General features: G+C 61.7%; 19 protein-coding genes and 3 pseudogenes. 8 read left to right on the top strand and 14 right to left on the bottom strand.

The features are described from left to right. Positions 1 to 53: 53 nt before the first annotated feature. The 11 genes and pseudogenes from X751_RS136010 to X751_RS136050 form a co-directional block, all read right to left on the bottom strand. Positions 54 to 1,229: an aldose 1-epimerase family protein gene (locus X751_RS136010; RefSeq protein ID WP_023746326.1), complete on the bottom strand. Its 1,176-nt coding sequence runs from the start codon at positions 1,227 to 1,229 to the stop codon at positions 54 to 56. Between the two features lie 10 nt (positions 1,230 to 1,239). Further along, positions 1,240 to 2,022: an ATP-binding cassette domain-containing protein gene (locus X751_RS136015; RefSeq protein WP_023693351.1), complete on the bottom strand. Its 783-nt coding sequence runs from the start codon at positions 2,020 to 2,022 to the stop codon at positions 1,240 to 1,242. After that, on the bottom strand, positions 2,019 to 3,023 hold the full coding sequence (locus tag X751_RS136020; protein ID WP_050586906.1) for an ABC transporter permease: 1,005 nt from the start codon (positions 3,021 to 3,023) through the stop codon (positions 2,019 to 2,021). The genes X751_RS136015 and X751_RS136020 overlap by 4 nt, the downstream gene beginning before the upstream one ends. Before the next feature lie 61 nt (positions 3,024 to 3,084). Continuing rightward, complete coding sequence (locus X751_RS136025; RefSeq protein ID WP_023746325.1) at positions 3,085 to 4,026, bottom strand: substrate-binding domain-containing protein; 942 nt, start codon at positions 4,024 to 4,026, stop codon at positions 3,085 to 3,087. 55 nt (positions 4,027 to 4,081) lie between these two features. Then, the gene (locus X751_RS136030) at positions 4,082 to 5,071 is read right to left on the bottom strand and encodes a sugar phosphate isomerase/epimerase (RefSeq protein ID WP_023746324.1); all 990 of its coding nucleotides are present in this window, start codon (positions 5,069 to 5,071) and stop codon (positions 4,082 to 4,084) included. A gap of 24 nt (positions 5,072 to 5,095) precedes the next feature. Continuing rightward, positions 5,096 to 6,344, bottom strand: a pseudogene (locus X751_RS01000000164490) (Gfo/Idh/MocA family oxidoreductase). A gap of 35 nt (positions 6,345 to 6,379) precedes the next feature. Beyond that, a complete protein-coding gene (locus X751_RS136035; RefSeq protein ID WP_023746320.1) occupies positions 6,380 to 7,441 on the bottom strand; it encodes an ABC transporter ATP-binding protein in 1,062 nt (353 codons plus the stop codon). A 1-nt stretch (position 7,442) separates the two neighbouring features. Then, on the bottom strand, positions 7,443 to 8,534 hold the full coding sequence (locus X751_RS136040; protein ID WP_023746319.1) for an ABC transporter ATP-binding protein: 1,092 nt from the start codon (positions 8,532 to 8,534) through the stop codon (positions 7,443 to 7,445). Continuing rightward, positions 8,531 to 9,581 (bottom strand): annotated as a pseudogene (locus tag X751_RS01130) (sugar ABC transporter permease). The gene X751_RS136040 and the pseudogene X751_RS01130 overlap by 4 nt, the downstream one beginning before the upstream one ends. After that, positions 9,578 to 10,438, bottom strand: a complete 861-nt coding sequence (locus X751_RS136045) for a carbohydrate ABC transporter permease (RefSeq protein ID WP_023746317.1) — start codon at positions 10,436 to 10,438, stop codon at positions 9,578 to 9,580. Before X751_RS136045 ends, X751_RS01130 begins: the two are co-directional and overlap by 4 nt. A gap of 81 nt (positions 10,439 to 10,519) precedes the next feature. Beyond that, positions 10,520 to 12,133 carry an extracellular solute-binding protein gene (locus tag X751_RS136050; protein ID WP_023746316.1) on the bottom strand — a complete coding sequence of 538 codons (1,614 nt, stop codon included), beginning with the start codon at positions 12,131 to 12,133 and terminating at the stop codon, positions 10,520 to 10,522. A 357-nt stretch (positions 12,134 to 12,490) separates the two neighbouring features. On the opposite strand from X751_RS136050, the gene X751_RS136055 reads away from it, so the two are divergent. The 3 genes from X751_RS136055 (at position 12,491) to X751_RS0134650 (ending at position 16,090) form a co-directional block, all read left to right on the top strand. Further along, positions 12,491 to 13,519: a LacI family DNA-binding transcriptional regulator gene (locus tag X751_RS136055; RefSeq protein ID WP_023834198.1), complete on the top strand. Its 1,029-nt coding sequence runs from the start codon at positions 12,491 to 12,493 to the stop codon at positions 13,517 to 13,519. Between the two features lie 415 nt (positions 13,520 to 13,934). Continuing rightward, positions 13,935 to 14,825, top strand: coding sequence for an adenylate/guanylate cyclase domain-containing protein (locus X751_RS136060; protein ID WP_023746314.1), 891 nt, complete (start codon positions 13,935 to 13,937; stop codon positions 14,823 to 14,825). 1,004 nt (positions 14,826 to 15,829) lie between these two features. Then, positions 15,830 to 16,090 (top strand): hypothetical protein, encoded by a 261-nt coding sequence (locus X751_RS0134650; RefSeq protein ID WP_023746312.1) that lies wholly within the window; start codon positions 15,830 to 15,832, stop codon positions 16,088 to 16,090. Positions 16,091 to 16,366: 276 nt separating this feature from the next. On the opposite strand, the gene X751_RS136070 is transcribed toward X751_RS0134650, so the two are convergent. After that, entirely contained in the window at positions 16,367 to 17,338 is a 972-nt protein-coding gene (locus X751_RS136070; protein WP_023746311.1) for an EamA family transporter, read from the bottom strand. 109 nt (positions 17,339 to 17,447) lie between these two features. Here X751_RS136070 and X751_RS1000000168285 point away from each other — a divergent pair, with 109 nt between their 5' ends. The 5 genes from X751_RS1000000168285 (at position 17,448) to X751_RS1000000166485 (ending at position 22,032) form a co-directional block, all read left to right on the top strand. Then, positions 17,448 to 18,095 (top strand): CGNR zinc finger domain-containing protein, encoded by a 648-nt coding sequence (locus tag X751_RS1000000168285; RefSeq protein WP_023746310.1) that lies wholly within the window; start codon positions 17,448 to 17,450, stop codon positions 18,093 to 18,095. Positions 18,096 to 18,361: 266 nt separating this feature from the next. Then, a complete protein-coding gene (locus X751_RS136080; protein ID WP_023682266.1) occupies positions 18,362 to 18,565 on the top strand; it encodes a CsbD family protein in 204 nt (67 codons plus the stop codon). 170 nt (positions 18,566 to 18,735) lie between these two features. Further along, a complete protein-coding gene (locus tag X751_RS136085) occupies positions 18,736 to 20,223 on the top strand; it encodes an ATPase domain-containing protein (protein WP_023705654.1) in 1,488 nt (495 codons plus the stop codon). After that, positions 20,220 to 21,260, top strand: a complete 1,041-nt coding sequence (locus X751_RS136090; RefSeq protein WP_023682268.1) for a sensor histidine kinase — start codon at positions 20,220 to 20,222, stop codon at positions 21,258 to 21,260. Before X751_RS136085 ends, X751_RS136090 begins: the two co-directional genes overlap by 4 nt. Before the next feature lie 580 nt (positions 21,261 to 21,840). Then, entirely contained in the window at positions 21,841 to 22,032 is a 192-nt protein-coding gene (locus X751_RS1000000166485) for a DUF3606 domain-containing protein (protein WP_084558352.1), read from the top strand. 13 nt (positions 22,033 to 22,045) lie between these two features. Here the strand turns inward: X751_RS1000000166485 and ligD are convergent. Together ligD and X751_RS136095 are read right to left on the bottom strand one after the other, a co-directional pair. Next, positions 22,046 to 23,814, bottom strand: a pseudogene (gene ligD / locus X751_RS01000000164485) (DNA ligase D). A gap of 96 nt (positions 23,815 to 23,910) precedes the next feature. Further along, positions 23,911 to 24,270 (bottom strand): DUF4112 domain-containing protein, encoded by a 360-nt coding sequence (locus X751_RS136095; RefSeq protein WP_023746304.1) that lies wholly within the window; start codon positions 24,268 to 24,270, stop codon positions 23,911 to 23,913. Positions 24,271 to 24,435: the final 165 nt, after the last annotated feature.

Genomic DNA, 24,435 nt, shown 5'->3' with positions numbered 1-24,435 from the left:
ATTCCGGCGCACTTCCCGCCCGCCGCGGCAACCGATCGTGCGTTTCAAGCCGGTCACCCCTGCAGTCTCGCAAAAGCGCCGGACGGCGCAGGGTAATCCTGTTGCGGCTGCCGGGCGATCGACGCTATCCTCGCTTCCGCTTCGGCGATCTGGCCGGCACCGTCGAGCACCCGGAACACGGCGTCATAGGAGCGGCTTTCGCCATGGTCCAGCCAAATCATCTCGCCCCGTTCGCGCGCGGCGAGATTGCCCAGAACATGATGCGTCGAGGGTTCGATTCCCAACGCATATAGGCCGGCCTGGAAGTTCTGCCACTGATAGGTGCAGGGCAGCTGATCCTTGCGGGTCACGACCTCGAAGCCGAGGCCCAGGTGGTCATTGACGACGGCTACCGGCACCTCGCCCGCCGCATCGGCGCCAAGCTCGTGCTCCCAGACCTGCTCGCTGAATCCCAGCTGCGGCGCCGGCACGGTTCGGTAGCCGACCTTCTGAGCCTCGTAACGATCGCCGGCGTGCGCCGCCCAGACGACATCCCGGATCGGCGCCAGGTAGCGCGAACCCTCGTCGAGCAAGGGATGGCTGACGTTGACGTGATAGAAATACATGTGCGGCGTGCGGCTGAAACCATGATTGACGACGCGGTCCGACAGCCGGATCTCGCTGCCGCCGACATCGGCCTCGATGCGGCGCAGCAAATGGAGATCCTCGCCGAACACGGTTGCCTGCTGGATGATGCCTTCCGCCCACAGCACGCAGCGGTCGCCGTCCCAGGCCTCGCCGTAGCCGGTCAGCCGCGCCGGCACGGTGCCGATGCGGCCATGCAGCGAGTGCAATACCCGCTTGCGCCCCGGATAATTGTAGCTTTCGGCCGGCACGTCTTGCCGGCCCAGTATATGGTCGAGGCCGCAGGTGACGAGCAGCCCCGAGAACGACCGGCCAAAGGCGAAACCGTCCTCCCCTTCATGCTCGTGCAGTCCGGGGTGGCGAAAGCCACTCGGCGAATGCCAGCCGATCGCCTGGCCCCGGAAGTCGCAATCGGCGATATCGAGCGCCCGGTCGACCAGCGCCGTGAAGCGCAGGCCGGAGCCGGTGCGGAACTCGAGCATCCGGATGCCGCGCTCCACGCCGTCGCCGAGCGTCATCAGCCGCACGCCGGCAAACTGCGACAGCATGCCGGACCGCTCGGCCACCTGCCTTCGCGACAGCGTCTTGCCGTAAAGCTCTACCATGCGACGTCCTTCACTTTGCCCTCGCCTCCTTGAGCAAGGCCGACATGTCGGCGCCGGTGATGATGCTTTCCACCGTCAACAGGTCGGTGTCGGCGACCGTCTGTTCCGCGACGATTTCGCCGCGGCGCATGACGATGATGCGGTCGGCGACCTGGAACACGTGGTGGATGTTGTGGGTGATGAGCAGCACCGAGTGGCCGGCGTCGCGCACCTCCTTGACGAAGCGCAGCACGCCGTGGGTTTCCTCGACGCCAAGATTGTTGGTCGGCTCGTCGAGTATGATCACCTTGGCGGCGAACTGCATGGCGCGCGAGATCGCGATCGATTGCCGCTCACCGCCCGAGAGGGTGCTCACCAGCGCATCTGCATCGAGCTTTTTCGAAATGCCGACCCGCTTCAGCAGCGCCGAGGCGGCGTTGCGAAGCTTGGCGAGATCGAGCGGCGCGAACACGCCGAGCCAGCCGAAATTGACCGGCTCCCGGCCCAGGAAAAGATTGCGCGCGATGCTGAGGTCCGGCGCGAGCGATGTGTCCTGATGGATGGTCTCGATGCCGAGGTCCATCGCGTCGCGCGTCGAGCGGATCGATGCCTTCTCGCCGCGCACGAAGATGTCGCCGTGGTCGGCCGGGAAGACGCCGGAGATCGCTTTGATCAGCGTTGACTTGCCGGCGCCATTGTCGCCGAGCAGGGCAACCACCTCGCCTTCGTTGAGGGTGAACGAGGCGTTCTTCAGCGCACGCACGTTGCCGAAGGACTTTTGCAGGTCTTGCAGACGCAGCACTTCCATCGTCAGCTCCTTGCGGCGTTCTTCTGCAGCAAAGCGTGCAGGATGAGCATGGCGAGGATGATGACGCCGACGAAGATGTTGTATGCCAAGCCCGGCACGCCGATCAGCACGATGCCGTTGCGGATGGCGCGCAGCATCAGCGCGCCGACGATGGTGCCGAGGATGGTGCCGCGCCCGCCGGTGAGCGCCGTGCCGCCGACCACCACCATGGCGATCACTTCGAGTTCGTAGCCGGTGCCGGCCACCGGCGAGGCGGCCGAAATCCGGAACGCGCTGATCATGCCGGCCAGCCCGGCCACCACCGAAGTCAGGATGAACAGCCAGATCTTCACCGCGTCGGCCGGCACGCCGCGCGCCACCGCTGCGTTGCGGTTGCTGCCGATGGCGCTGATCCAGTTGCCGAGCTTGGCGTAGCGCAGGATGTAAATCGCCAGCAGCGACAGGCCGATGAACCACCAGAGCGAGGTGTAGAACCGGAACGAGCCTACATTGAAGCTGCCGGCAAGCAGCGTGACGAAGAAGCCGGGCTGGTCCCACGACTTCAGGGGGAATCCCTGCGTGATGTAGAGCGCCGCGCCGCGCACGACGAGCAGCATCGACAGCGTGACCAGGAAGGAGGAAATGCCGATCTTGGTGACGATCAGCCCGTTGATGGCGCCGATCGCGATGCACAGCACAAGCCCGGCCAGGAGGGCGACGCCGATGTCGATACCGCCATTCTGCACCAGCAGCATCACCACGACGGGCGCAAGGCCGAACACGGCGCCGACCGACAGATCGAACTCGCCCGCCGTCAGCAGCAGCGTCATGCCGAGAGCGATGATGCCGAGCTCGGGCAGGAACGCCATCATGTTGGATATGTTGAGCGGCGACAGGAAGTTGCCGTCGGCGATGGCGAACACCACGAGCAGCACGATGAGGATGATGAGCGAGGAGAATTGCGGCGAACGCAGCAGCGCAGACCTGCCCTTCGCTCGCTGCGTGTCGTCGTCTGCTGTGATTGCCATATCTGTCAGGACCATGCGTTTCGTCCGGCGCCCGCCATTTCGCGGCGGGCGCCGATTGTCGTCACTTGTTGTAGAGTTTCAGGATCGGCTCGACGCTCGAGGTGTCGTAGAGGCTGAATGTGTGAATGTCGTAGCCGATCGGCTCGCCAGAGGCCGCAAGCCCGAGCAGCGCCACCGGCATGAAGCCCTGCGCCGACGGGTACTGCCAGGCCGCAGCATTGACGAAGCCGGACTTGACCGCCTCGGCCGTCTCCTTTGAGTTGCCCCAGCCGACGACCGGGACCTTGCCGGCCGACACACCGGCCCCGTCGAAGACGCGTTTGATGCTTGCTGCCACGGAATCGCCCAGTGCAATGATTGCCGGCGGATTGTTGGCGACCATGTAGTCGGTCATCTTGGCGATGATGCCGGCCGGGTCGGTGCCGCAATCGACCACGTCGTACTTGATGCCGAGCGGATCGAAGACGCTGGCGATGCCCTCGGTCTCGAGCTGCTGGTAGCTGGCGCCCGGCACTTCGACCGGCAGGAACACCTTGTCGCCCTGCTTCACCATCTTGTGGTCGACGAGATACTTGGCCCAGATGACGCCCGCTTCCCTGAGGTCGGCCCCGACATAGGCCTGCCGCCCGGTCGCCGGATCGTCGGTGTTGAAGAACACGATCGGTATGCCGGCGGCCTTGGCGGCCTTCACCTCCTCCGTCCACAGGCCGGGCTGAGCCGAGGTGGTAGCGATGCCGTCCGGCTTGGCGGCGAGCGCCGAGTTGAAAGCCTCCTTCTGCGCCGCCATGTCGCCGCCGCTGAACGAGATCTTGCAGGTCACCTTGAGCTGGTCGCAGGCCTTGGTCGCGCCGGCATTCCAGTCGATCCAGAACGCGTCCGAAGGGCCACCATGCGACAGCAGATAGAAGGTCTTCTGGCCGTCCTGCGCGAATGCCGGCAGGCTCAAGGAGACCCCGGCTACCAGCGTTGCCGCGGCAGCCACTTTCAATGCGAATTTCAACATTCATTCCTCCCTTGGTTGGAGTTGCGCCGCCATGCGCCGGCGGCGCAACCGGCGCTCACAGGCCGTTGGCGCGGAACTTCCCGTCGAGGAATTTCTTCGCGCGCGGCACGTCGTCTTCCGAGAGATGCTCGATGATGACCGGGATGTTTGGGTGCTTTTCCGCCAGCCGCTGCAGATAGAGATCGTAATTCAGCGATCCCAGCCCGGGCGCCGGCAGCTCGATCTCGCCGACGCCGCGGAACNGCTGCAGATAGAGATCGTAATTCAGCGATCCCAGCCCGGGCGCCGGCAGCTCGATCTCGCCGACGCCGCGGAACGTGTGGCTCTCCATCGCATCCTCGTCGCCGATGTCGGCATGCTTTTCCGACTTGTCGCTGCCCGAACGCTTGACGTCCTTGGCATGTGCGATCTTGATTTTGTCGGTCAGCGTATCGAACACCTGGTTCAGGATCTGGTCCATCCGGTCGATGTTGTGGGTTTCGAAATAGTTGGTCGGATCCATCAGCAGGCCGAGGCCCGGATGGTCGACCTGCGCGAACATCTTCACCGTCTCCTCGACCGAACCGACGACATTGTTGACGTAGGTCTCGAGCAGGAAGACCGCGCCGTGGTCATAGGCGGTCTGGGCAAGCTCGGCGATCACCTTGCGGCATTCCTCGAATCCTTCCTCGGTCTTGTTCTTCGGGTGATGCACCCAGTCGGATTCGGTGTTGTAGGTACCGGTCTCGGAGATCACGTAGGGCGAGCCGAAGGCGCGCGCATTGCGGATGATCTCCTTGAGATAGCCGACGCGCTTGTCGCGCTCGGCCTTGTCGGGATGAATGATGTTGGTGTAGCCCGACACGCAGCAGATCGGCAGGTTGTTGTCGCGGAAGACGTCGCGCACCTGCTTGGCCTTGTCCTCAGTGATCTGCCCGGCCGACAGATCGATATCCCTGAAATGCAGGTCGATCTGCACCGTGTTGAAACCGAGCCCGCGGATCTTCTTTGCCGTCTCTTCGAGGCCGTACGGGAAATAGCCCGTGAAAATACCTGCCTGCATCATGATGTGAACTCCTCCCTAAGCGATTCAGTTGGCTGATTTTATCGAGATTTCGGAAAGCTTGACGGTGCGGCCCTCGTCGATCGAGCGGTAGCCGGCCTCGACCAGCGCCATCGTCTTGACGTTGTCGGCAACCGATAATGCCGGCGGCGCACCGGTCTTCACCGCGTGCTGCAATTGCTCCATCACGCCGATGAAGGCATGCGGGAACCACATCGTGTCCCAGCTCGGGCTGACCCATTCGCCGCCGGTCGTCTCGGTCGAGGCATAGGTCAGCGTCGAGGCCACGCCTTTCGGCCAGCCGATCGTGCCTTTGGCGACACCCTTGGTGCCGTCGACGCGCCAGTTGATGTGCTGGTCGTCCAGATAGCCCTCCTGGCGCGGTCCGGACCAGACATCCTCCAGCGACACGGCGAGCACGCCGGAGGGAAAGCGCAGCGTNATAGCCCTCCTGGCGCGGTCCGGACCAGACATCCTCCAGCGACACGGCGAGCACGCCGGAGGGAAAGCGCAGCGTCGAGACGGTGATGCCGTCGCTATGCTCGAATGTCGTGCGCGGGTCCTTGCGTGTCAGAGTGGTGATTTCCGAGGGATCGCCGAACAGGAAGCGCAGCACGTCGAGATGATGCACGCTCATATTGGCGAGCGTCAGCCGGTCGTAGTCCTGAAGGAAAGTCTGCCAGTGCGGGATCGCATGAATGTCGATCTGCGCAAAGACGATGTCGCCCAGCGCGCCGCTGTCGATGATCTGCTTCAGGACGCGCATCGACTGNATGTCGATCTGCGCAAAGACGATGTCGCCCAGCGCGCCGCTGTCGATGATCTGCTTCAGGACGCGCATCGACTGGTCGTAGCGCATGTTCTGGTTGACCGAGAGGATCTTGCCTGACTTGACTGCCTCGTCGCGCAGCTTCACGGCTTCATCGACCGACAGCGCCAGTGGCTTCTGCGCCAGGATCGCCTTGATGTGAGGCTGCTTCAGCGCATGGCGGATCAATGCCGGCTGCTGGTCGGGTGGAAAGGCAAGGTCGACGATCTCGATCTCGGGATTCTCGATCAGCTGTTCCGGCGTGTCGTGGACGGTCGGGATGTCCCAACGCGCGGCGACCTTCTGCGCATTGGAACGGGTGCGCGAGGCGATCGCCACCACGTTGAACTCCGCTTCGCGATAGGCTGCCAGATGGCACTCGGCCATGATCATGCCGGCGCCGATGCAGCCGATACGGTATTCTTTCGTGCGGACCTTCACGTCCGGCTCGAAGCCTTCGCTCGCCATGTCTTCCTCCCGAAGTTCTGTTTTCGCAGCCGCGATCATCTCGCCAACGCGCCTCCGTCCTGCCCGAAATAGTGCACCCGGGCCGGCTCGCAGGATATCGCTACCGCCGCATCCGGCCTGATGTCGGGCTGGCCGCGCAGCAGCGCCTTCAGCCGCGCCTCTCCGGCGGCGAGCGTTACCACCGTGTAGCCGCCAAGCGGCTCGACCTCGAACACGCGTGCCGGGCGGCCAACGCCCCCGTCGACCCAGGGCCGGACCTTGATGTCCTCCGGCCTCAGCCCGATTTCGATCGCGTCGGCCGGAGCAGCGCGATCGTCGATGCTGACCGCGCCTTCGGCGGCCTCGATGCCACCGTCGCCGCGCACCGATTTGAGGATGTTCATGACAGGCGAACCAAGCAGTCGCGCCACATAGGTGTTCGCCGGGCGGTCGTAGATCTCGGACGGGGCGCCGATCTGCCGGATCCTGCCATTCTCCAGAATGGCGATGCGGTCGGCGATCGACATCGCCTCTTCCTGGTCATGGGTGACGTAGATCAGCGTCTTGCCGAGTTCGCGCTGGATGCGCTTGAGCTCGACGCGCGTTTCCTCGCGCAGCCGCGCATCGAGCGCAGAGATCGGGTCGTCCATCAGATAGGCGTTCGGGTCGCGCACCAGGGCGCGGGCTATGGCCACGCGCTGCCGCTCGCCACCGGAAAGCTGCGCCGGCGGCTTGTGCAGGATATGGCCGATGTGGAGCTTGGCGGCCACGTCGGCGACACGCTTCTCGATCTGGGCCTCGGCGACCTTGCGCTCGACCAGCGGGAAACGCACATTGTCGCGCGCGCTCATATGGGGGAACAGCGCCAGGTTCTGGAACACCATGGCGACATTGCGCTCGGCCGGCGAGACGGTGTTGACCGGTTTGCCGCCGATCAGGATCTCTCCGGCATCAGGCGTCTCCAGCCCGAGCACGAGGCGCAGGATTGTCGATTTGCCCGCCAGCGGCGGCCCGAAGAAGCAGAAGAATTCGTTGTCATTGACGGTGAACGAGGCGTCGTCGACGGCGAGCGTCGTGCCGTAGCGCTTGCTGACATTGCGAAAGACGATATCGGCCATGTCAACCTGCCTTCATCGCAATGCCGCTGCGGGCATCGAAGACACGCACGGACGATGCCACGGGGGCGACGACGGCAAGCTCGCCGATCGACAGTCCGACATTATTGTCGAACACCGCCTTCACGGCGGTCTCGCCATCGCCGAGATGGACGACGGTCCTCGCGCCGATCCGCTCGACGAAGCTCACCGGCATGGCGAGGCCCTGCCCGCTCTGCACCAGCGACACCTGTTCGGGCCGGAAGCCGTAAAGCACCTCGGAGCGCGATCCGCGCAAGGTGGCGGCCAGCTCATCCGGCAGCGTCGGCGTGACCCCCAGCGGCCCGAGATCGACCACCAGGCCCCGATCGCTCTCCGCCGGCCTCCCCCTCAGCAGGTTCATGCCCGGGGCGCCGATGAAGCGTGCGACGAAGACGTTGGCCGGATTGTTGTAGACTTCCAGCGGCGTTCCCACCTGCTGCAGCACGCCGTGATCCATGACGGCAATGCGGTCGGCCATGGTCATGGCCTCGAGCTGGTCATGGGTGACGTAGACCATCGTCTGCCTGAACTGGCGCTGCAGCTGCTTGAGCTCGGTCCGCATCACCGCCCGGAAGGCGGCGTCGACATTGGACAGCGGCTCGTCGAGCAGGAAGATCGCCGGCTCCATGATTGCCGAGCGCCCGATCGCCACCCGCTGCAGGATGTTGACCGAGAGCCGGTCGGCCTTGCGGTCGAGCAGCGGCGTCAACTGCAGCAGCTCGGCGGTGGCGCCGACGCGGCGGTCGATCTCGGCTTTCGCCGCACCGCGCATCCGCGGCCCATAGGCAAGGTTCTGGCGCACCGTCATGTGGGTGAAGATGGCGTAGTTCTGGAAAACGAAGCCGACGCCGCGGCGGCCCATGGGCACGCCGGCCATGTCGCGCTCGCCAAACAGGATCTTGCCGCTGGTCGGCTCTTCCATGCCGGCGATCATGTTCATCGTCGTCGACTTGCCGCAGCCCGAAGGCCCGAGCAGCGCCATGAACTCGCCATCGGCGACATCGAGATCCATGGTCTTCAGCGCCGTGAACTCGCCAAAGGTCTTGACCAGGTTGCGCAGCTGGATCGCGCTCATGCCGGCACCAGCCTTGCCCGCGCCATGCGCTTCATGGCGAATACGGCAACGATCGAAAGCACGACCAGGATGGCCAGCGCGATCGCCGCCACATAGCCCCAGATCAGGTCCTGCGTCGTGACCTTGTAGATGTAGACGGAGATCGTCTCCGTGGCGACGCCGGGGCCGCCGCCGGTCATGATGTAGAGCGTGTCGAAGATCTTGAAGTTCTCGATGACGCGGATCGCCAGCGCGATGATGATGATCGTCTTCATCTTCGGCAGCACGATGGTGACGAAGCGCTGCCACGGGTTGGCGCCGAGCAGGGTCGCCGCCTTGATCTGGTCCTGCGGCACGCCGACCAGGCCGGCAAGCAGGATCAGGAACATCAGCGGCGTCCACTGCCAGATATCGGCGATGATCACCGCGATCAGCGCCAGTGTGGGGTCAGACAGCCAGGCGATGGTGACGCGGGAACCGCTGAGTGCCGACAGGATGTCGTTCAGCGGCCCGCCCGACTGGAACAGCATGAAGAACATGTAGCCGGCCACCGCCGGAACCACCATCATCGGCATCAGCAGGATCGAATAGAAGATCCGCTTACCCGGAAAATCGTCCGCGAACAGCGTCGCCAATGCCAGGCCAAGCAGGAATTCGACGGGCACGCACACGACCATGACGATGGCCGTGCGCCTCAGCGCGCTCCAGAAGCGCGCATCGGCGGCAAGGTCGGTGTAGTTGGCGAAGCTGTTCCACATCTCCCATGCGTTCCACCAGCCGAGGCCGGAGAGCGGCGACCAGTCGGTGACNATCGGCGGCAAGGTCGGGGTAGTTGGCGAAGCTGTTCCACATCTCCCATGCGTTCCACCAGCCGAGGCCGGAGAGCGGCGACCAGTCGGTGACGCTGATGTAGAGCTGCATCAGCAGCGGGAAGACGGAGATGAAGAGCACCAAAACCTGCGCCGGCAGCGTCAGCCGGAATCCCAGCCGCGCTCCCTCGTCCCGCAGCGCGGGCTTGCCAAGCGCGGCCTTTGCGTCCTTTGAGACAGTCACGGTCACCGCGCTCATTGCTTGAGCGCGCCGAACGTCAGTCCGCGCACCAGATGGCGCTGGATGGCGATGCCCATGATGACCGGCGGCACCGCGGCGATAAGACCGAGCGCGGCCTTGGCGCCATAGAGCTGCCCGGTCATCGAGGAGGACAGCGAGGCCATGTAGACGGGGATCGTCACCCATTCACGCGTCGTCAGCAGCAGCGCGATCAGATAGTCCGACCAGTTGAGGATGAAGACGAAGAGGGCGGCGCTGGCCAGCGGTGCGCGCATCATCGGCAGCGTGATGCGCGTGAAGACGCGCAACCGCGAACAACCTTCGACAAGCGCCGCTTCCTCGATCTCGCGCGGCATGTCGTCGAAGAAGGTCTTCATGAGCCAGAAAGCGAACGGCAGGGTGACGATGCCGTAGATCAGGGCCAGGCCAAACCAGCTGTCGGTGAAGTTCAGGAAGGCCCACATGATCATGACCGGGATCATCACCGCCATTGGCGGAAACAGCCTGAGCTGGATCAGCGCCAGCGGCAGGTTCTGGCCGGAGCCGAAACGCGACAGCCCGTAGGCCGCAGCCGTGCCCGCCGACATTGCGATCGCCGTGCCGAACACCGAAGACAGCAGCGACGACAGGATCGGCTTCAGCGCGGTGCGGTCGAGCGCCACGATCAGATTGTTGTTGGACTCGCCGAAGACGAACTGGAAATTGCCGAGCGTCGGGTTCTTCGGCCACCATGTCAGGTCGGCGCCGGTCGCCGACCATTCGGCGATCGGCTTGAAGGCCATCGACACCGTCCACAGGATCGGTACCAGCGTCACCGCCATCGCTGCGAAGATCGCGGCGTAGCGGAATATCTCGAAGGGGACGGAACGCTTCATCTGGCTGCTTTGCTGGTGGCGTTGACTGCTGAGGGGAGGAACAGATGCTCCTCCCCTCCAGCGCTGATCCAGGGAGACGGATCAGCTGATCGGGTCGAGAACCGTCGGCCAGGCCTCCTTGTTCGTCCTGATGGCTTCGAGCAATTTGTCCTCGCCGATGCGGCGGGCGATCTTCTTCCACTCCGCTTCCGTGTCGGCCATCGCCTGTTCCGCTGTCTTGGCCTTGGTCAGCGACGCCATCAGATTTTCGTCCAATGCGTTGTGGAAGGCGGTGGCGCCGGGATAGTTGATCGTCGGCACCGTGCGGGCGACGGTCTCGCGCACCACGTCGATGTGGTAGGCGTGGTAGGTCTGGCGCACCAGCGGATCGGAGAAATCCGAGAGCCGGAACGGATCGAGATAGCCGCCCGGATTGGCGCTCATCCAGGCATAGATGCGGGCGGAGCCCAGCCACTGCAGCAAAAGGTAGGCGACCTCCTGGTTTTTCGACTGAGACGAGACCATGCCGGTCAGCGAGAACCACAGCACGGAACGGCTGATCAGCTTGCCGTCGACTTCGCGGCCGGGCGGCAGCATCGAGCCGATCTTGCCGGTGACGGCTGAATCCTTGTTGCCGGCATTGTCGAGGAATTTCGGCAGGTTCGAGAAGGCGCAGGTCATCGCCGCGCCGCCCTTGGCGAAATTTCCATACTGCTCCGGCCAGCCCCAGGAGATCGCGTCCGGCGAGTGATGAACGAGCGAGCCGACATATTCGTTGGTGGCGGCAATGCCGTGCTCGGAATTGATCAGCGGCTTGCCGTCGTCGCCGAACAGGAACTGGTTGGGCGATGCCATCGAGACATAGCGCTGATACCAGTTGGTGTAGCCCCAGCCCTGGTTGCGCAGGTCGGTGGAGCCGAACAGGCCCTTGTCGGGGCGCTGGAAGAAGCCCGCGATGTCACTGTGCTGCTTCCAGGTCTTCGGCGGCGCCAGATCGTAGCCGAATTTGTCCTTGAACGCCTTCTGCTCGGCGGCGTCGCCGAACAGGTCGGTGCGGTAGACCCAGGTCTGGAAGTCGCCGTCCAGCGACACGCCATAGTTGGACCCGCGATATTTGTTGAGCAGCGACACGCCCTTGGCGCCGTCGACATAGCCGGTCTTGGGATCGTCCCATTCGGGCTTGTACTGGGCGACGAAGTCGTCGAGCTTGGCGATGCCGCCGGTCTCGGCAAGGTCGCCGAGGCGGTTCCATTCCGTCGAGTAGATGTCATAGGCCCCACCCTTGGTGGAGATGTCCTGCATCGTCTTGGTGAATTCCTGGCCGTTCGGCAGGCCGACGATCTCGATCTGGATGCCGGTTTCCTTTTCCCACAGCTCCTGGATCGACGGCGCACCCGCCGGGAAAGGCTGTGTGAGTTGGCCAATCGAGCCATCCGACAGGCCAAGTACGATCTTGGCCGGTGCCTTGCCAGCTCCCTTCAAGGCCTTGGCCGCCTCAACGGCACGGCCTTCCGGCGTGTCGGCGCCATATTGATAGCGCTCGGCGCCCTCGAAACCGGTGGGGCCGCCGACCATGCCTGGCGCCAGCGCGTCGGCCGCAAGGGCACGGCCGGGACGGATGAATTGCGGGGCGATACCTGCCGCGGCTACGAACACCGCCGCCTTTCCTCCGGACCCCAGCAATCGGCGTCGCGATATGCGGATCAGATCAGACATTGGAATTCCTCCCTCAGGGCCAATGTTTCCTCCACGAGCCCATTGAGGGATATTGACGGCAGCACCGGAAGGCTGTCAACATCATAAATACTCAAAATACATCGTAACACCGCAACCGCAGAGAAAATACGTCATGCAAAGGTCGGCACACGGGCTCAATGCCTCGATTTGATGGGAAATCTGCCTTTCTGGCACGCGACTATCACGCCGGGCGACGCGATTTAGCCCAACCTCCTTGCGCATCGGCTAAGGCTCGATACATCATTTCCCATCAGAATCGCTGATGGCTGGCAGCTGTGGTGCCGTCGGACGGGCTAGCGGCATTGTGCGATCTGATGCATTGAGGAGATGAAGACGGTGCGTTCCACCTTGACTGACATAGCCCGGGAAGCCGGCGTTTCCGCCGCCACCGTCGACCGCGTGCTGAACAACAGGCCCGGTGTGCGGGCGCGCACGCGTGAGATCGTGCTCGAAATGGCGCAGCGCCTCGGCTACATCGCGGAGGGCCCGAACGGAGCGCCGCCCAGGCCCTCACCTGGAGAGGTCATCCGTCTCGACTTCGCTCTGCCGGCCGGCACCAATTCCTTCATCAAGATGCTGCATCGACACATCGAGGCGCAGGCCTTGGCGCGCCCCGATCTCGACGTCCACATCGCCACCATAGAGGGCTTCAACCCCGACCGGCTCGCCCGCCTGCTGCAAGAATTGCGTGGACAGACACAAGGCGTCGGCGTGATCGCGCTCGATCATCCAACGGTGCGCGAGGCGATCCGCTCGCTGTCGGCCAATGACGTCAAGGTAGTGACCATCGCCTCCGACATCCTGCATGTTCCGAGAGTGGCCTATATCGGCATCGACAACCGCGCCGCGGGGCGGCTGGCCGGCTATCTGCTCAACCGATTCATGGAATCGGGACGCCCAAGCAAGGTGGCGCTGTTCGCCGGCTCGCTGTCCTATCGCGGCCATGAGGAACGCGAGATGGGATTCCGGCACATCTTGACCGAGGAGTCGCCCAATCTCGAGATCGTCGAGATGCGCGAAATGCTGGATGACCGAGAGAAGGCTTATTCGGAAGCATCAGCGCTTCTGGACCGGCACCCCGATCTTGCCGCGATCTACAATGTCGGCGCCGGCAACACCGGCATCGCTCGGGCGCTCAAGGAGCGTGGACGCGCCAAAGACATTCTCTTTCTCGGCCACGAGGTGACAGACGGCACCAAGGAACTTTTGTTGGATGGGACGCTCGATGCGGTCATAGATCAAAATCCGCGCGTCGAGGCGCGGGAAGCCCTCAACATTTTAAGCCACTCTGTCAGGCACCTGACCTATGAACCGCATCAACCACGACTTCAGGTGATCTTCAAAGAGAATATACCTGAAATCTGATCAATGGATCCGTGATCTTATCGGAAAGCACTGCGTTGGCGTCGCCACCGGTCCCAAATACGAACGAGAGCCCGAATGATCTCTTGAAAGCCGCCGATCTGGCACCATTCCGCGCGAAGTCGGAGGGACAAGATCGGGTCGTGGTTGATGGTGCATGAGAAGGCCGCCGCCCGTTGCAACTCGGTCAGCCTTTCCGAACCTAAAAAGACCAAGTCCACTCATAGCACCTAGTCGCGAACGATTGGGGCGAAGAGGGTTCTGGATGTCGGCACGAAGCCGACGAATGGCATACGCCCGTCCGTCCGCGACGATCACCTGAGGCATCGCCCCGGCCCCAGGCGCACGAGCAGATATGTCGCAGGCAACCTCGTGTGTTATACACGCACGCTGACTTTTTGGGTCGGACACGAGATCGATGGACCAGGAAACGCTTCTTGCCGCAGTCCTCTTAGCTGATGTCGTGGGCAGCACGCCACTCTATGAGCGGATCGGAGACGATGCCGCTCTACAGCAGGTCTCGGATTGCCTGGACACGATGCGCGAGATCGTCGCCAAGCACGGTGGTGATTTCATTTACTCGAAGGGCGATGACATACTCAGCCTCTTCGAGAGCCCGGAAATGGCGCTGAGGGCCGTCTGCCAAATCAGCCACCAACTGACTAAAGGTCCGTTAAGCGCCCGTATCGGATTGCATTTCGGGGCGGTCATTCGCGCGCGGGGCGCGATATTCGGTGACGTTGTCAATGTCACAGCAAGGTTGTCCACCACGGCGAACCCCGGAGAGGTGCTGATCAGCCAGAGCTTCTGCGAAGCCCTTTCCCCGAGAAGCCGCAAGGGCCTGCGGCTCCTCGACAAAATGGCCTTGAAGGGGAAGCAAGAGTTCTTCGATGTCTATACCCTGTGGAGCGACGATGGGGCCCCCGGTACGCAGATCACCAGCCATGGCGCCACTACAGATAGACGCTCGGTCCTGCCGCGGCAGATTCATCTGGTCATCCGCTACAGAGATCAGCTGCGATCCTGTCGGAACGGCGAATCCGTGACAATCGGCAGATCGGCGGAATGCGACATCATCGTCGAGCGGCCCTGGGTATCGAGGCGCCACGCCGCCTTCACCATATTGAATGGCAGAGCTCGGCTTCTCGAACGAAGCTCTTCGGGCACGTTTGTGTCCATGGGACTGGGCCATGAAGTATTCGTACGCCGTGAAGATATTATCCTCTTCGGCTCCGGCGTCATCTCGCCTGGAGTGAAGTCGGCACTCGACGAAGCCCAGCTTCTTCACTACGAAATTGTCTCGGATTGACCCGGCCCGGCTACTAGCTCGACCGGTTTAGAGCTGGTTCGCTGGCGCCCTCAATGTCGCGCCGTACTCTTTGACAGCCATTGGGATCGACCGTTCACAAATGTGCCAAGGCCAATCCAGGAACGTCTGACTTCCGTTCCCTCGCTGAGTTCGACGGAGCCGCGGGCCGGTGCATCTCCCTCGCAGGATGCGGAGTTCTACCTGCTCCTAAGCCACATTCGGCAGGTGGATGGCTTCGGCAGCAAGCTGGCCCGCTCGATCGATGACGCGCTAGGTCTTGCCGCGAAAAGGCCGGTGCGTGCGAATTGTGCTGGACTGTCGGCCAGACAATGAGCTGGCGACGGGAGCGGCCGGCTGAAGCGGAATGCCCGGACCAATTCCCTGCCCTGTGTCGCCTTGATATCCCCAGGCGCTGAAGGTCAGCACAGGCTGTTGCAGCCCGGGTCGACGAACGCTTCATCAGACCATTTGCGCCGCAATAGCTCCTCGACCACCTGCGAAGGCTCGCGATTGGGCTACCGTCACGAAATTGGCGCAGAAGCGCAGACCACTGACATATCGCGACGTCGAGATGGAGCTCGATACCACCGTGTTTGCAGCACCGGGGGGAGATTCCTCTTGGGCCGATCGAGTTCAAGTTGGTGCGCCACATGCTCGAGGATCCTGAAAGGTGATCAGCCGTGATGAATTCATCGCAGCCGGCTGGTCGCAGAAAGCCAGTGTGAGCGCCCAGGTGGTCGACGTTCACATGAGCCAGTCGCGAAAGTTGTTGAAGCAGTCGTCGCAGAGTTGCCATTCGCACCGTGCGGCTTGCCGGCTATTCTCTCGATGACACTGCGGGCTGACGATCTCGGCGATCGGGTTCAGAAAGGTCGCTGCGTGACGCCGCAAGGGGACCGACGCGATGGGAAAGGTCTTGGTAGCTAGGGGACTTAGCGCCACCAACATTGCAGCCGTGGCGCTACGCTAATCGAGAGAAAGTCGAGGCGTATAGAACAAGCGACATGAGCGTGTCGGATTGTTTGCATTCAAACAACCTTTGCGACGCTATCCGTGCCTTCGCCTTGCTGGTGCCGGAGGAAATCATGACGTCGCCCGACAATTCGGTCGAACTCGTTCGCGACAAGAAGTGGACGGTCCGCATCACCGCCTACGGCAGCACCCTGACGTTTCCGTTCGAAGCGGAAAGCTATGCACGTTCTTATGCCGATGGTCAGGCATTCCGTCTCGGGGTTCAGGTGGCGGAACTGAAGCGATGCGGCTGACAGCTTGTCGACGTGTTGGCGGATAGCCTGCATTGCCATCGGAACGAATAGGTCGCTGATTGCAGCCTCGCGATTTTTCCATCAAATCCCGCCTGCAATCTTGACAGCAACTCGGCAAAATCCCTCGCCGACTAGTGTTGTCGTATGAGCTGAAGCTTTCCTCGCCGCCGGTGGTAGGCGGGATACGCTGCCGGGAGAGCCCTCTTTTCGCATAGACGAGAACCTTGTGCTTTTCCATCTCAAGGCTGATTGGCGGCTGGATGCGCGCGCCGTCTTTCATGTTCTGCCATCGGCCCGCGCGGAGCGTGGAATCAACGGTGGGGAAGCGGATGATGTTTCCTGTTTGCGCTCGCGTAGCGCAAGAAACGCTGCGAAGAGCATGATAGCCATGCCGATGATGTCGATCAGGCTAACCTCCTCGCCGTAGGTGATGATGCCAAGCACGACGGCAATCACGGGTGAGACGAAGGCAAATGCTCCGGCGCGCGAGGCGCCGATTTCGTGCAGGAGCCGGATAAATAGAGTGTAGCCTATGAACGAACCAAACAGCACGAGGAACAGCCACCCGACCCAGGCCGGCCAGCCCCAATCGCCTTTTAGAGCCGCGGCCGCGCCTGGCTCCACAACGAGTGAGATGAGAATTAGGAATGCGCCCCCGAAAAGGGTGGTGAAGCCGGCGATGAAGTCCGATGAATATACCTCAAGAAGCGGCCGCGCGAGCACCGAACCCCATGCATAGATTAAAGCTGCCGACGCCACCGCTGTCATCGCCAGCAGCCGGAGCCCCCTGCCCTGCTGGTCTGCGTGTGTCCAACCAGCATAGGCTTCGGGCCCGAACAGGACGCACAGACCGGCCGCACCGAGCAAAATCGCAAAGAGCCTGCGGCCGTCATAGCGTTCGTCCCCCAGAAGCAACGCAAACCCAAGCAGCGTGACGGGGGTCAGCGAAAGCTCAAGAACAGCCGCGGTGCCCGTATCGACGTAGAGCATGCCCCAAAAGAGTGGGCCATAGCAAAGCGGAATCATAAACAACGTAACAACGAAAAGGCGCGGCCAACTCCTTTTCGCCACCCCTGGTAGAGCAGCGCCCCTTAGGCGCGTCGCACTGAGGATCAGCAAGCCGGCTACTGTAAAACGCGTGCCTGCGAACATCAGAGGCGGCACGGTGGCGATCCCTGCCTTGATACCGATCCACGTGGTGCCCCAGATCACACATAAAACCAAAAATGTCGCTGTGTTGCGGTTCATCGGAAGCAGCCTTCGCTGGGCGTTGTTGGTTCGTCGTAACGGCCATAAGACGTTTATTTCGTTACAACGGCCTCTTGCCAATACGGTTCCGCCAACCGATGTTTCCGGGATGGATTTTGCGAAGACTATCGTCGACATGCGCATGGTTGGCGGTCACGCCTGCCTGGACTTCGTCAACACGGTCGACGCGCGACGCGATGTATGGGGCCCAGACCTCTTGCAGACCTATGCCGACCTGGTCGTCTGGGCTGGACGTGCCGATTTGATCGACGTCGATGAGGCGCGAGCACTGCTCGCGGAGGCTTCCGCCCGCCCGCTCCTTGCGGAGGCGGCATTGGAAAAGGCCAAAATTTTGCGCGAGGCCGTTTACGCGGCTCTCCAGGCCGAGGCGGCAGGCGCCCGGGTGCCGGACGATGCCTTGCAAATCGTGCGCGATGCAGTCGCCCTAGCCCTGCCGAAGCGCTCGCTTTTCCCGTCCGGCGACCGCCTCGCTTGGCAGTGGACCGACGCAGCCAGTCTGAACACGATCGGCCACCGCGTGGCCTTTGAGACAGCCGAGTTTTTGGTGTCCAGGAATGACCGCCGCCGCGTGCGCGAGTGCACCGGGCCGAACTGCGGTTGGCTTTTCATTGACACCTCGCGTGGCGGGCGCAGGCGGTGGTGCTCGGATGAGAGCTGCGGCACACGCAGCCGGGTAAGGCGCTTCAGGGCAAAAGCCGCAGGGAACATGGCTCCCAACAGCAAGATTAGTATCTGACGCCAGGCTTGGATGACCAACGCAGCATAGTTGGCTTCACGCTATCCCTGTCGCTGTTTGTCCAACGAAGCTGGTCTCGCGAGCGACTGTGGCCAAGACTGTGGAGAACACAGCCGGCGCGGCAAGCCATCATCGCGTTCCAGAGCGGGTTGCTTCGGGGCCGCCTACCTCGCCACGCTTCGATCGGTCGATCTGCTCAAACTTGACGGGAACTCCGGTAGCGTTACGGCGTTTTTCTCAGTCCGAAACAAACAAGGATAGGTGCCATGGACTGGAACCGTGTCGAAGGCAATTGGAAGCAGGTAAAGGGCAAGGTCAAGGAACAGTGGGGCAAACTCACAGACGATGATCTGGACCGTATTGCCGGTAACCGCGATCAGTTGGAAGGCAAGATTCAGGAGCGCTACGGCATTGAGAAGGACCGCGCTCAGCGCGACATCGATGACTGGTATGGCCGGCAAGGCTGGTAGGTCGCCGGTTCCAAACTGAACTTGAAAAAGGGCTCCGAGAGGTACGGCGCCCTTTTTTGCCGCGCTTCCTGTCGCCTTTTCGTCTCACGACAATAGCGCTCACCGAGAGACGTGGAACCGCCAAAGGTGCCCGTCGTTATCTGGTTCTCGAAATTACATTGGGGGATTAGTTGGACAGAGACGACGCCTCAGCGATCGCAACTGGAGTTAGCGGGCTCGACTACATTCTTCGTGGCGGCTACGCCAGGAACCGCTCCCATCTTATCGAAGGGAAACCAGGTTCTGGAAAAACCACTCTTGGCCTCCAGTTTTTGATCGAGGGCGCCAAGAAAGGCGAGACATGCCTTTACATCACTTTGTCAGAAAGCAAGCGCGAACTGCTCTCGGTTGCTGGCCGTCACGGCTGGGACCTGAAGGGGGTGCAAATTCTTGAACTTGTGCCGCCGGAGCTCAGTTTCGATCCGGCGCAGCTACAGACCTTGATCCATTCCTCGGAATTGGAACTCGGCGAAACCGTGCAGTCTGCCATGGCCGAGATCGGACGCGTCAGACCCGATCGCGTGGTGTTCGATTCGCTCTCTGAAATTCGACTTTTATCGCAAGGGTCATTGCGGTATCGGCGCCAGGTGTTGGCATTGAAGAGCTTCTTCATGCTCAACAATGTGACGGTGCTTATGCTCGACGACCTGACGGCTGAGCAGGATGACCTCAATTTGCATTCGATCAGTCACGGCGTCATTCGGATGGAGCAGCTGTCGCCCGTCTATGGTGGAGAGCGCCGGCGGCTACGCGTGATCAAAATGCGCGGCGTGCAGATCCGGGGCGGCTTTCACGATTTCGTAATTCGCCCAGGCGGCGTTGTCGCCTATCCGCGGCTCGTTGCAGCCGAGCATGAGGTGGCCGAGCATGATACGCCGGCCATGAGCAACAACCGGATCGACACCCTGCTTGGCGGCGGGCTGGCCCGTGGTACCAGCACGATGCTGATGGGGCCGTCTGGCGTTGGCAAGTCTACCATTGCCTGCACCTATTGCTATGCCGCACTCGAGCGTGGCGAGCGTGTGCTGGTGCTTTTGTTTGACGAGACAAAGCGCATCTTCTTGGCGCGCGCCGCCGGGCTCGGCATGCACCTGGAGCCGTTTGCCGAGGACGGCACGCTGATGCTTGAATCTGTCAATCCGGCTGAGCTTTCACCAGGCGAATTATCTTCGCGCATCCAAGCGGCCGTCGAAGAATCCAATGTGCGGATCGTCGTGATCGACAGCCTAACCGGCTATCTCAATGCCATGTCCGAAGAACAGCATCTGGTGCTTCAGATGCACGAGATCCTCACCTATCTCAATCAGAAGGCAGTGGCGACGATCCTGCTGTTGGCCAATCACGGGCTGTTTGGGCAAACGGCAGCGCCGGTCGATATGACCTATCTCTGCGATTCCATCATGCTTCTGCGCTTCTTCGAGAACGCAGGTCAGTTGAGACGCGCGATTTCCGTTGTCAAGAAACGTGTCGGCCCCCACGAAGAGACGATTCGTGAGTTTAAAATCGGCGGTAACGGCGTGGCCGTAGGTGAGCCACTGGAACAATTCCGCGGCATCCTGATGGGATCTCCGGAATTTGAAGGCAAGCCGACAGACCTTCTGAGGGATAAGGCGCTGTGATGTCGTCCAGCCCCGCCGTTCTCGTGCTGGCGCCGCTTGGCCGTGACGCGAGGATCGCGGCCTCCATCCTGGCTACAAACCAGATTGCCTCGCGTGTGTGCGGCAGCTTGGAAGAGGCAGTGCCGCTTCTCGACGAGGCTCAGTGCCTTGTCGTGGCCGAGGAGGCCCTGCTCAGTTCCGATCGAACGCAGTTTGCGGCCTGGCTTGAAGCCCAACCCGCATGGTCGGATTTTCCGATCGTGCTTCTGACGATGCGGGGGAACGAAGTCGACACGCGGATGGCATTTCTGGACCGCTATCTGATCGTGCTTGAACGGCCATTTCTGGCTTCGAGCCTCGCCAACTCGGTGCGCTCCGCCTTGCGTGCCCGCGCCCGCCAGCGCGAGGTCCAGTCCTACATCGAACAGAAGCGGGAGGTCGCCGATCGGCAGAAATTGCTCATCCGCGAGCTGCATCACCGCGTCAAGAACACGCTGGCCAACGTTCGCGCCATGATGGGCGCGACGGCCAAGTCGAGCGGCAACGTCGATGATTTCGTACGCGATTTTTCAGCCAGGCTCGTTTCCCTGGCCCAGACCCATTCGATGCTTACCGACGATTATTGGCAGACTGCCTCCCTGCACAAGCTGCTCGAAAGCGAGCTTGACCACTATGAGACGCGCGACAGGCCGCGTATCGTTATGGAAGGCCCGAACGTAGCGCTAGTCGCCGACATTGCGGTCCCTGTCGGGATGGCTTTCCACGAACTGGCCTCCAATTCGTCGAAGTTTGGCGCGCTTTCGCAAACGGGCGGCCGCCTTGATGTCCGCTGGTCGTTAGGCGGGTCCGGCGATACACAGATCGTCAATCTTGACTGGCGGGAACGAGATGGGCCGAAAGTCGAGCAGCCCAGTCGCCGCGGGTTTGGCACGACACTTCTGGAAAAAGTCGTGACCGTGCAATGCAACGCCAAGATCGAATTGAACTACCATCGTGACGGCTTGCAGTTCACCATGGCCTTGCCGTTGCGAAACACGCGCCTTGTGCCGGCTTACTGAGCGGCAACGGAAAGGCAGGCTGGGCGCCGCGATAGGGATTAACTGAGCGTCACTCGGCAGGCTGGTCTAGCGCTTTAGCCAAAACATCAGTTCCGAAAAAGACCGCCTCTATATCTCCCATATGCCTCTGCAACATTGCGAGAGCTCCGGCGTGGTCTATGCGGCCGACCTTGGTGATGAAGTCGAACTCGTGCCGCGGCGCTGTGACCCGGGTCATGCGTCCTAGACGAAACTTTGGGCTCCCGGAGCGCAGTTTTGTCGCCTTCGTGGTCACCCCCGCCATTTTGCTCACGATCCTCGTTGATAGCCCGGATGCGCATCTGAATAATCTGCGACCCGTCAGGGTTCCGACTGGCGTCGTAAAAAAACAAGAGGCCCCGCAGGCAGGCTCGATCGACGGTCAGCTATCCCGAACAGCAAACGAAATCACCCTCGCCTTTGGCCAACCAACTTTCGCCAGATCACCTTCGCAATGCCTGCGGCCCCAGTCCGGTCGGACAGCCCGCGCCTCTGGCGGCCGAAGTGAGGCGCCGGGAACATACAACGTCGGTCGTTGTTTCTCTGATCAGGAGGAAAGACAATGGCAGACGATAAGAGCAAGCGTGATTTTCGAGATCGCAATCGTGTATCAGTCGATGAAGATTATGAGGTTCGCCATTTCGCCAAACAGCATCGTATCACGCCAGAACAGGTCCGCGAGCTAATCAGAGAACACGGCAACGACCGGAAGAGGCTCGAACGCGAGGCAAGAAAACGGGCTGATATCGGCTGATGGTCGCGACGCATCACGCTGCTTTTCGACGAGCGGGTCTGAAAGGCTGCGCGAGCGTGAAAACGTCTGGCCGGATGCCCGCCTCGACTTGCTTCCATGTGACCGGGTGGGCAATTGGGAAGCCGGGCCGCGCTCGCGGGGAAAAAGCGCCTATTGCGGTATTGCCCCGTCCGTTGCGGAGATAGTCGAGAAAGATCCGGCCTCCTCGGGCTGCGGGGTCAGCTGACAACAGGTATCGGTCAGGATCGGTATCAACCAGACGGTGGGCGAGCGACTTGGCCAGTTTCCGGGCGCTGTCATGGTTCATCTCCGCAACGAGCGGGGCCATCAAGTGGATGCCTTTGCCGCCAGTGACCTTTGGCCAGCTCTCCAAGCCTGCCGCTTCCAAGATGCCCCGTAGCGCCAGCGTGGCCTCGATCACAGCGTCCCATGGGACGCCTTCTCCGGGATCGAGGTCGAGGACGAGCCGGTCCGCATGTTCGATGTCGTCAATCGTCGCGTTCCAAGGATGAAGCTCAACGGCATCCATCTCGACCAAGCCAAGCAGACCATCCATGTAATCTATCCATACCCGAATGCCTTCGCCGCCTTCGCGCTTTTGAACGCGGAGCTGGTGCACGGACGCCGGTATCCGAGGTAGCGGTCCCTTGTGATAGAAGGTTGCGCCAGAGGCGTGGCGGACCAGCTTCAGCGGTCGCCGAACGAAATGAACTAGAGCTTGATCAGCGACGCGCCGCCAATAGTCTGCCAGCTCTTCCTTGGAAGGTGCAACCGCATCGGGTAGCAGCTGGAGAATGTTCTCGCGCGGGACGCCGTGTTGGCCTTCCGACCTCCGCTTGGAGGGCGATGGAGGCTTGGGCGGGATTGCCTGAAGGTCCTCGCGGAGTCCCTTGAAGACCGCCTCACGCAAGATGCCCGGTCTGACACGCCACTGAATTGCACCTCGGCAAGAACGTCTGGTTCGACCCATGTCGCCTTTGGCTTCTTGATCGGCTCCGACAGCGGTGACTTGGCGATTACAAGCGGATCAAGCCGCTCCCTAACGCGGCGGGCTGCGTCCAGCGTATAGCCGCTCTGGGCCTTCCCGGCATAAAGCAGCCGGTCGCCCTCTCGCCTGCCGATGTACAACGATGCGATGCGGCGCGGCTGTGCGCCAAGTTTCTCGACGAAAGCCACGATTGGAAAAGTGCCGCTCTTGACACATTTGACCTTGGCCCAACTGGTCTGGACGCCCGAGCGGTAGTGAGCATCGGCTCGTTTCGATACGATCCCCTCTAGCCCCATCTGGCAGGCATGGTCGAACATATCCTTCCCGTTCACCTCCAGGTGCTCGGCATAAGTCAGGGTTGGTTCGGTTTCGGTCAGCAGCTTCTTCAGGGCAGCCTTGCGCTTCACCAACGGTTGTTCCCGTAGATCACGGCCATCGAGGTACAGGAGGTCGAAGGCATAGAGAGTCATCCGCAGCGAACTTGGGTTGCCCAGCTCCCGTTCCAGGGCTTGACAGTCCGGCAGGCCGGTGTCGCCCAGGACGACAGCTTCACCATCGATGATAGCGGATTTGACCGGCAGGCTTGCCGCGGCCTGAACAATCCTCTTGTAACGGTGGGACCAATCGTAGCCGCGACGCGTGAATGCTCGCGCCTTTCCGCCTTCAACGACCAGCTGCGTCCTGTAGCCGTCATATTTGATCTCGTGAAGCCAATCTCCGCCTTCGGGAGCTTTCTCGACCAGTGTGGGCGATTGGAACTCGATGAACGAAAGCCGGTCAATGGCACTGGTCATATGCTCGCGACTCCAGGAATCGCGACTCAAGCCCCAGCGCCCCTGTCGGTTCCGAGCCTTTTAGAAGAATTGCATCGCGACGATTGGTTATCCGCCTCACTTGTTGATGTGACGGCGCAGCAGTCTGATGTTGCGATTGTTCGCCTTAAAATAGACGTCGAAGATCGAGCCGAGAATTGGAACACTTCCTACGAGCGTATCCAGCAGCACGTTGCCTAGCATGCGGGCGACCAAGCCATTTCCGGCACCGACGTTTCGAGCTCGCAAGACGATGTAGGCCGAGATAATGCCCGTCGCCGTATCTCCGAGTACGGGGACCAGACCTGCGAGCGCATCCAGTCCAAAACGAATTGATGTGCCCGGAATGCGCCAGCGGGAATCGAGTAGCGCGGCCAATAGATCCAACTCGGCAAGTACGTTTGCTGTATGACCATCGTGACCGCCCTGCCCGATCATGCCAACTCGCGCGCCAGTACGATTTAGTATCTCTCCCTGATGGATAGCCCTCACCTTAGATATCGCTTTGACCGCCTGAATTCGCTTGCGCCCTGTGCGATGGCACGTCGTCGAGCAAGGTCGTCTCACCGGAGCTTTTCGGCGCCTCAACGGGCAATTCACCAG

The organism is Mesorhizobium sp. LNJC394B00 (genome assembly GCF_000502555.1).
Lineage (GTDB): Bacteria > Pseudomonadota > Alphaproteobacteria > Rhizobiales > Rhizobiaceae > Mesorhizobium.
This window is presented reverse-complemented; position numbering and strand designations above follow the sequence as displayed.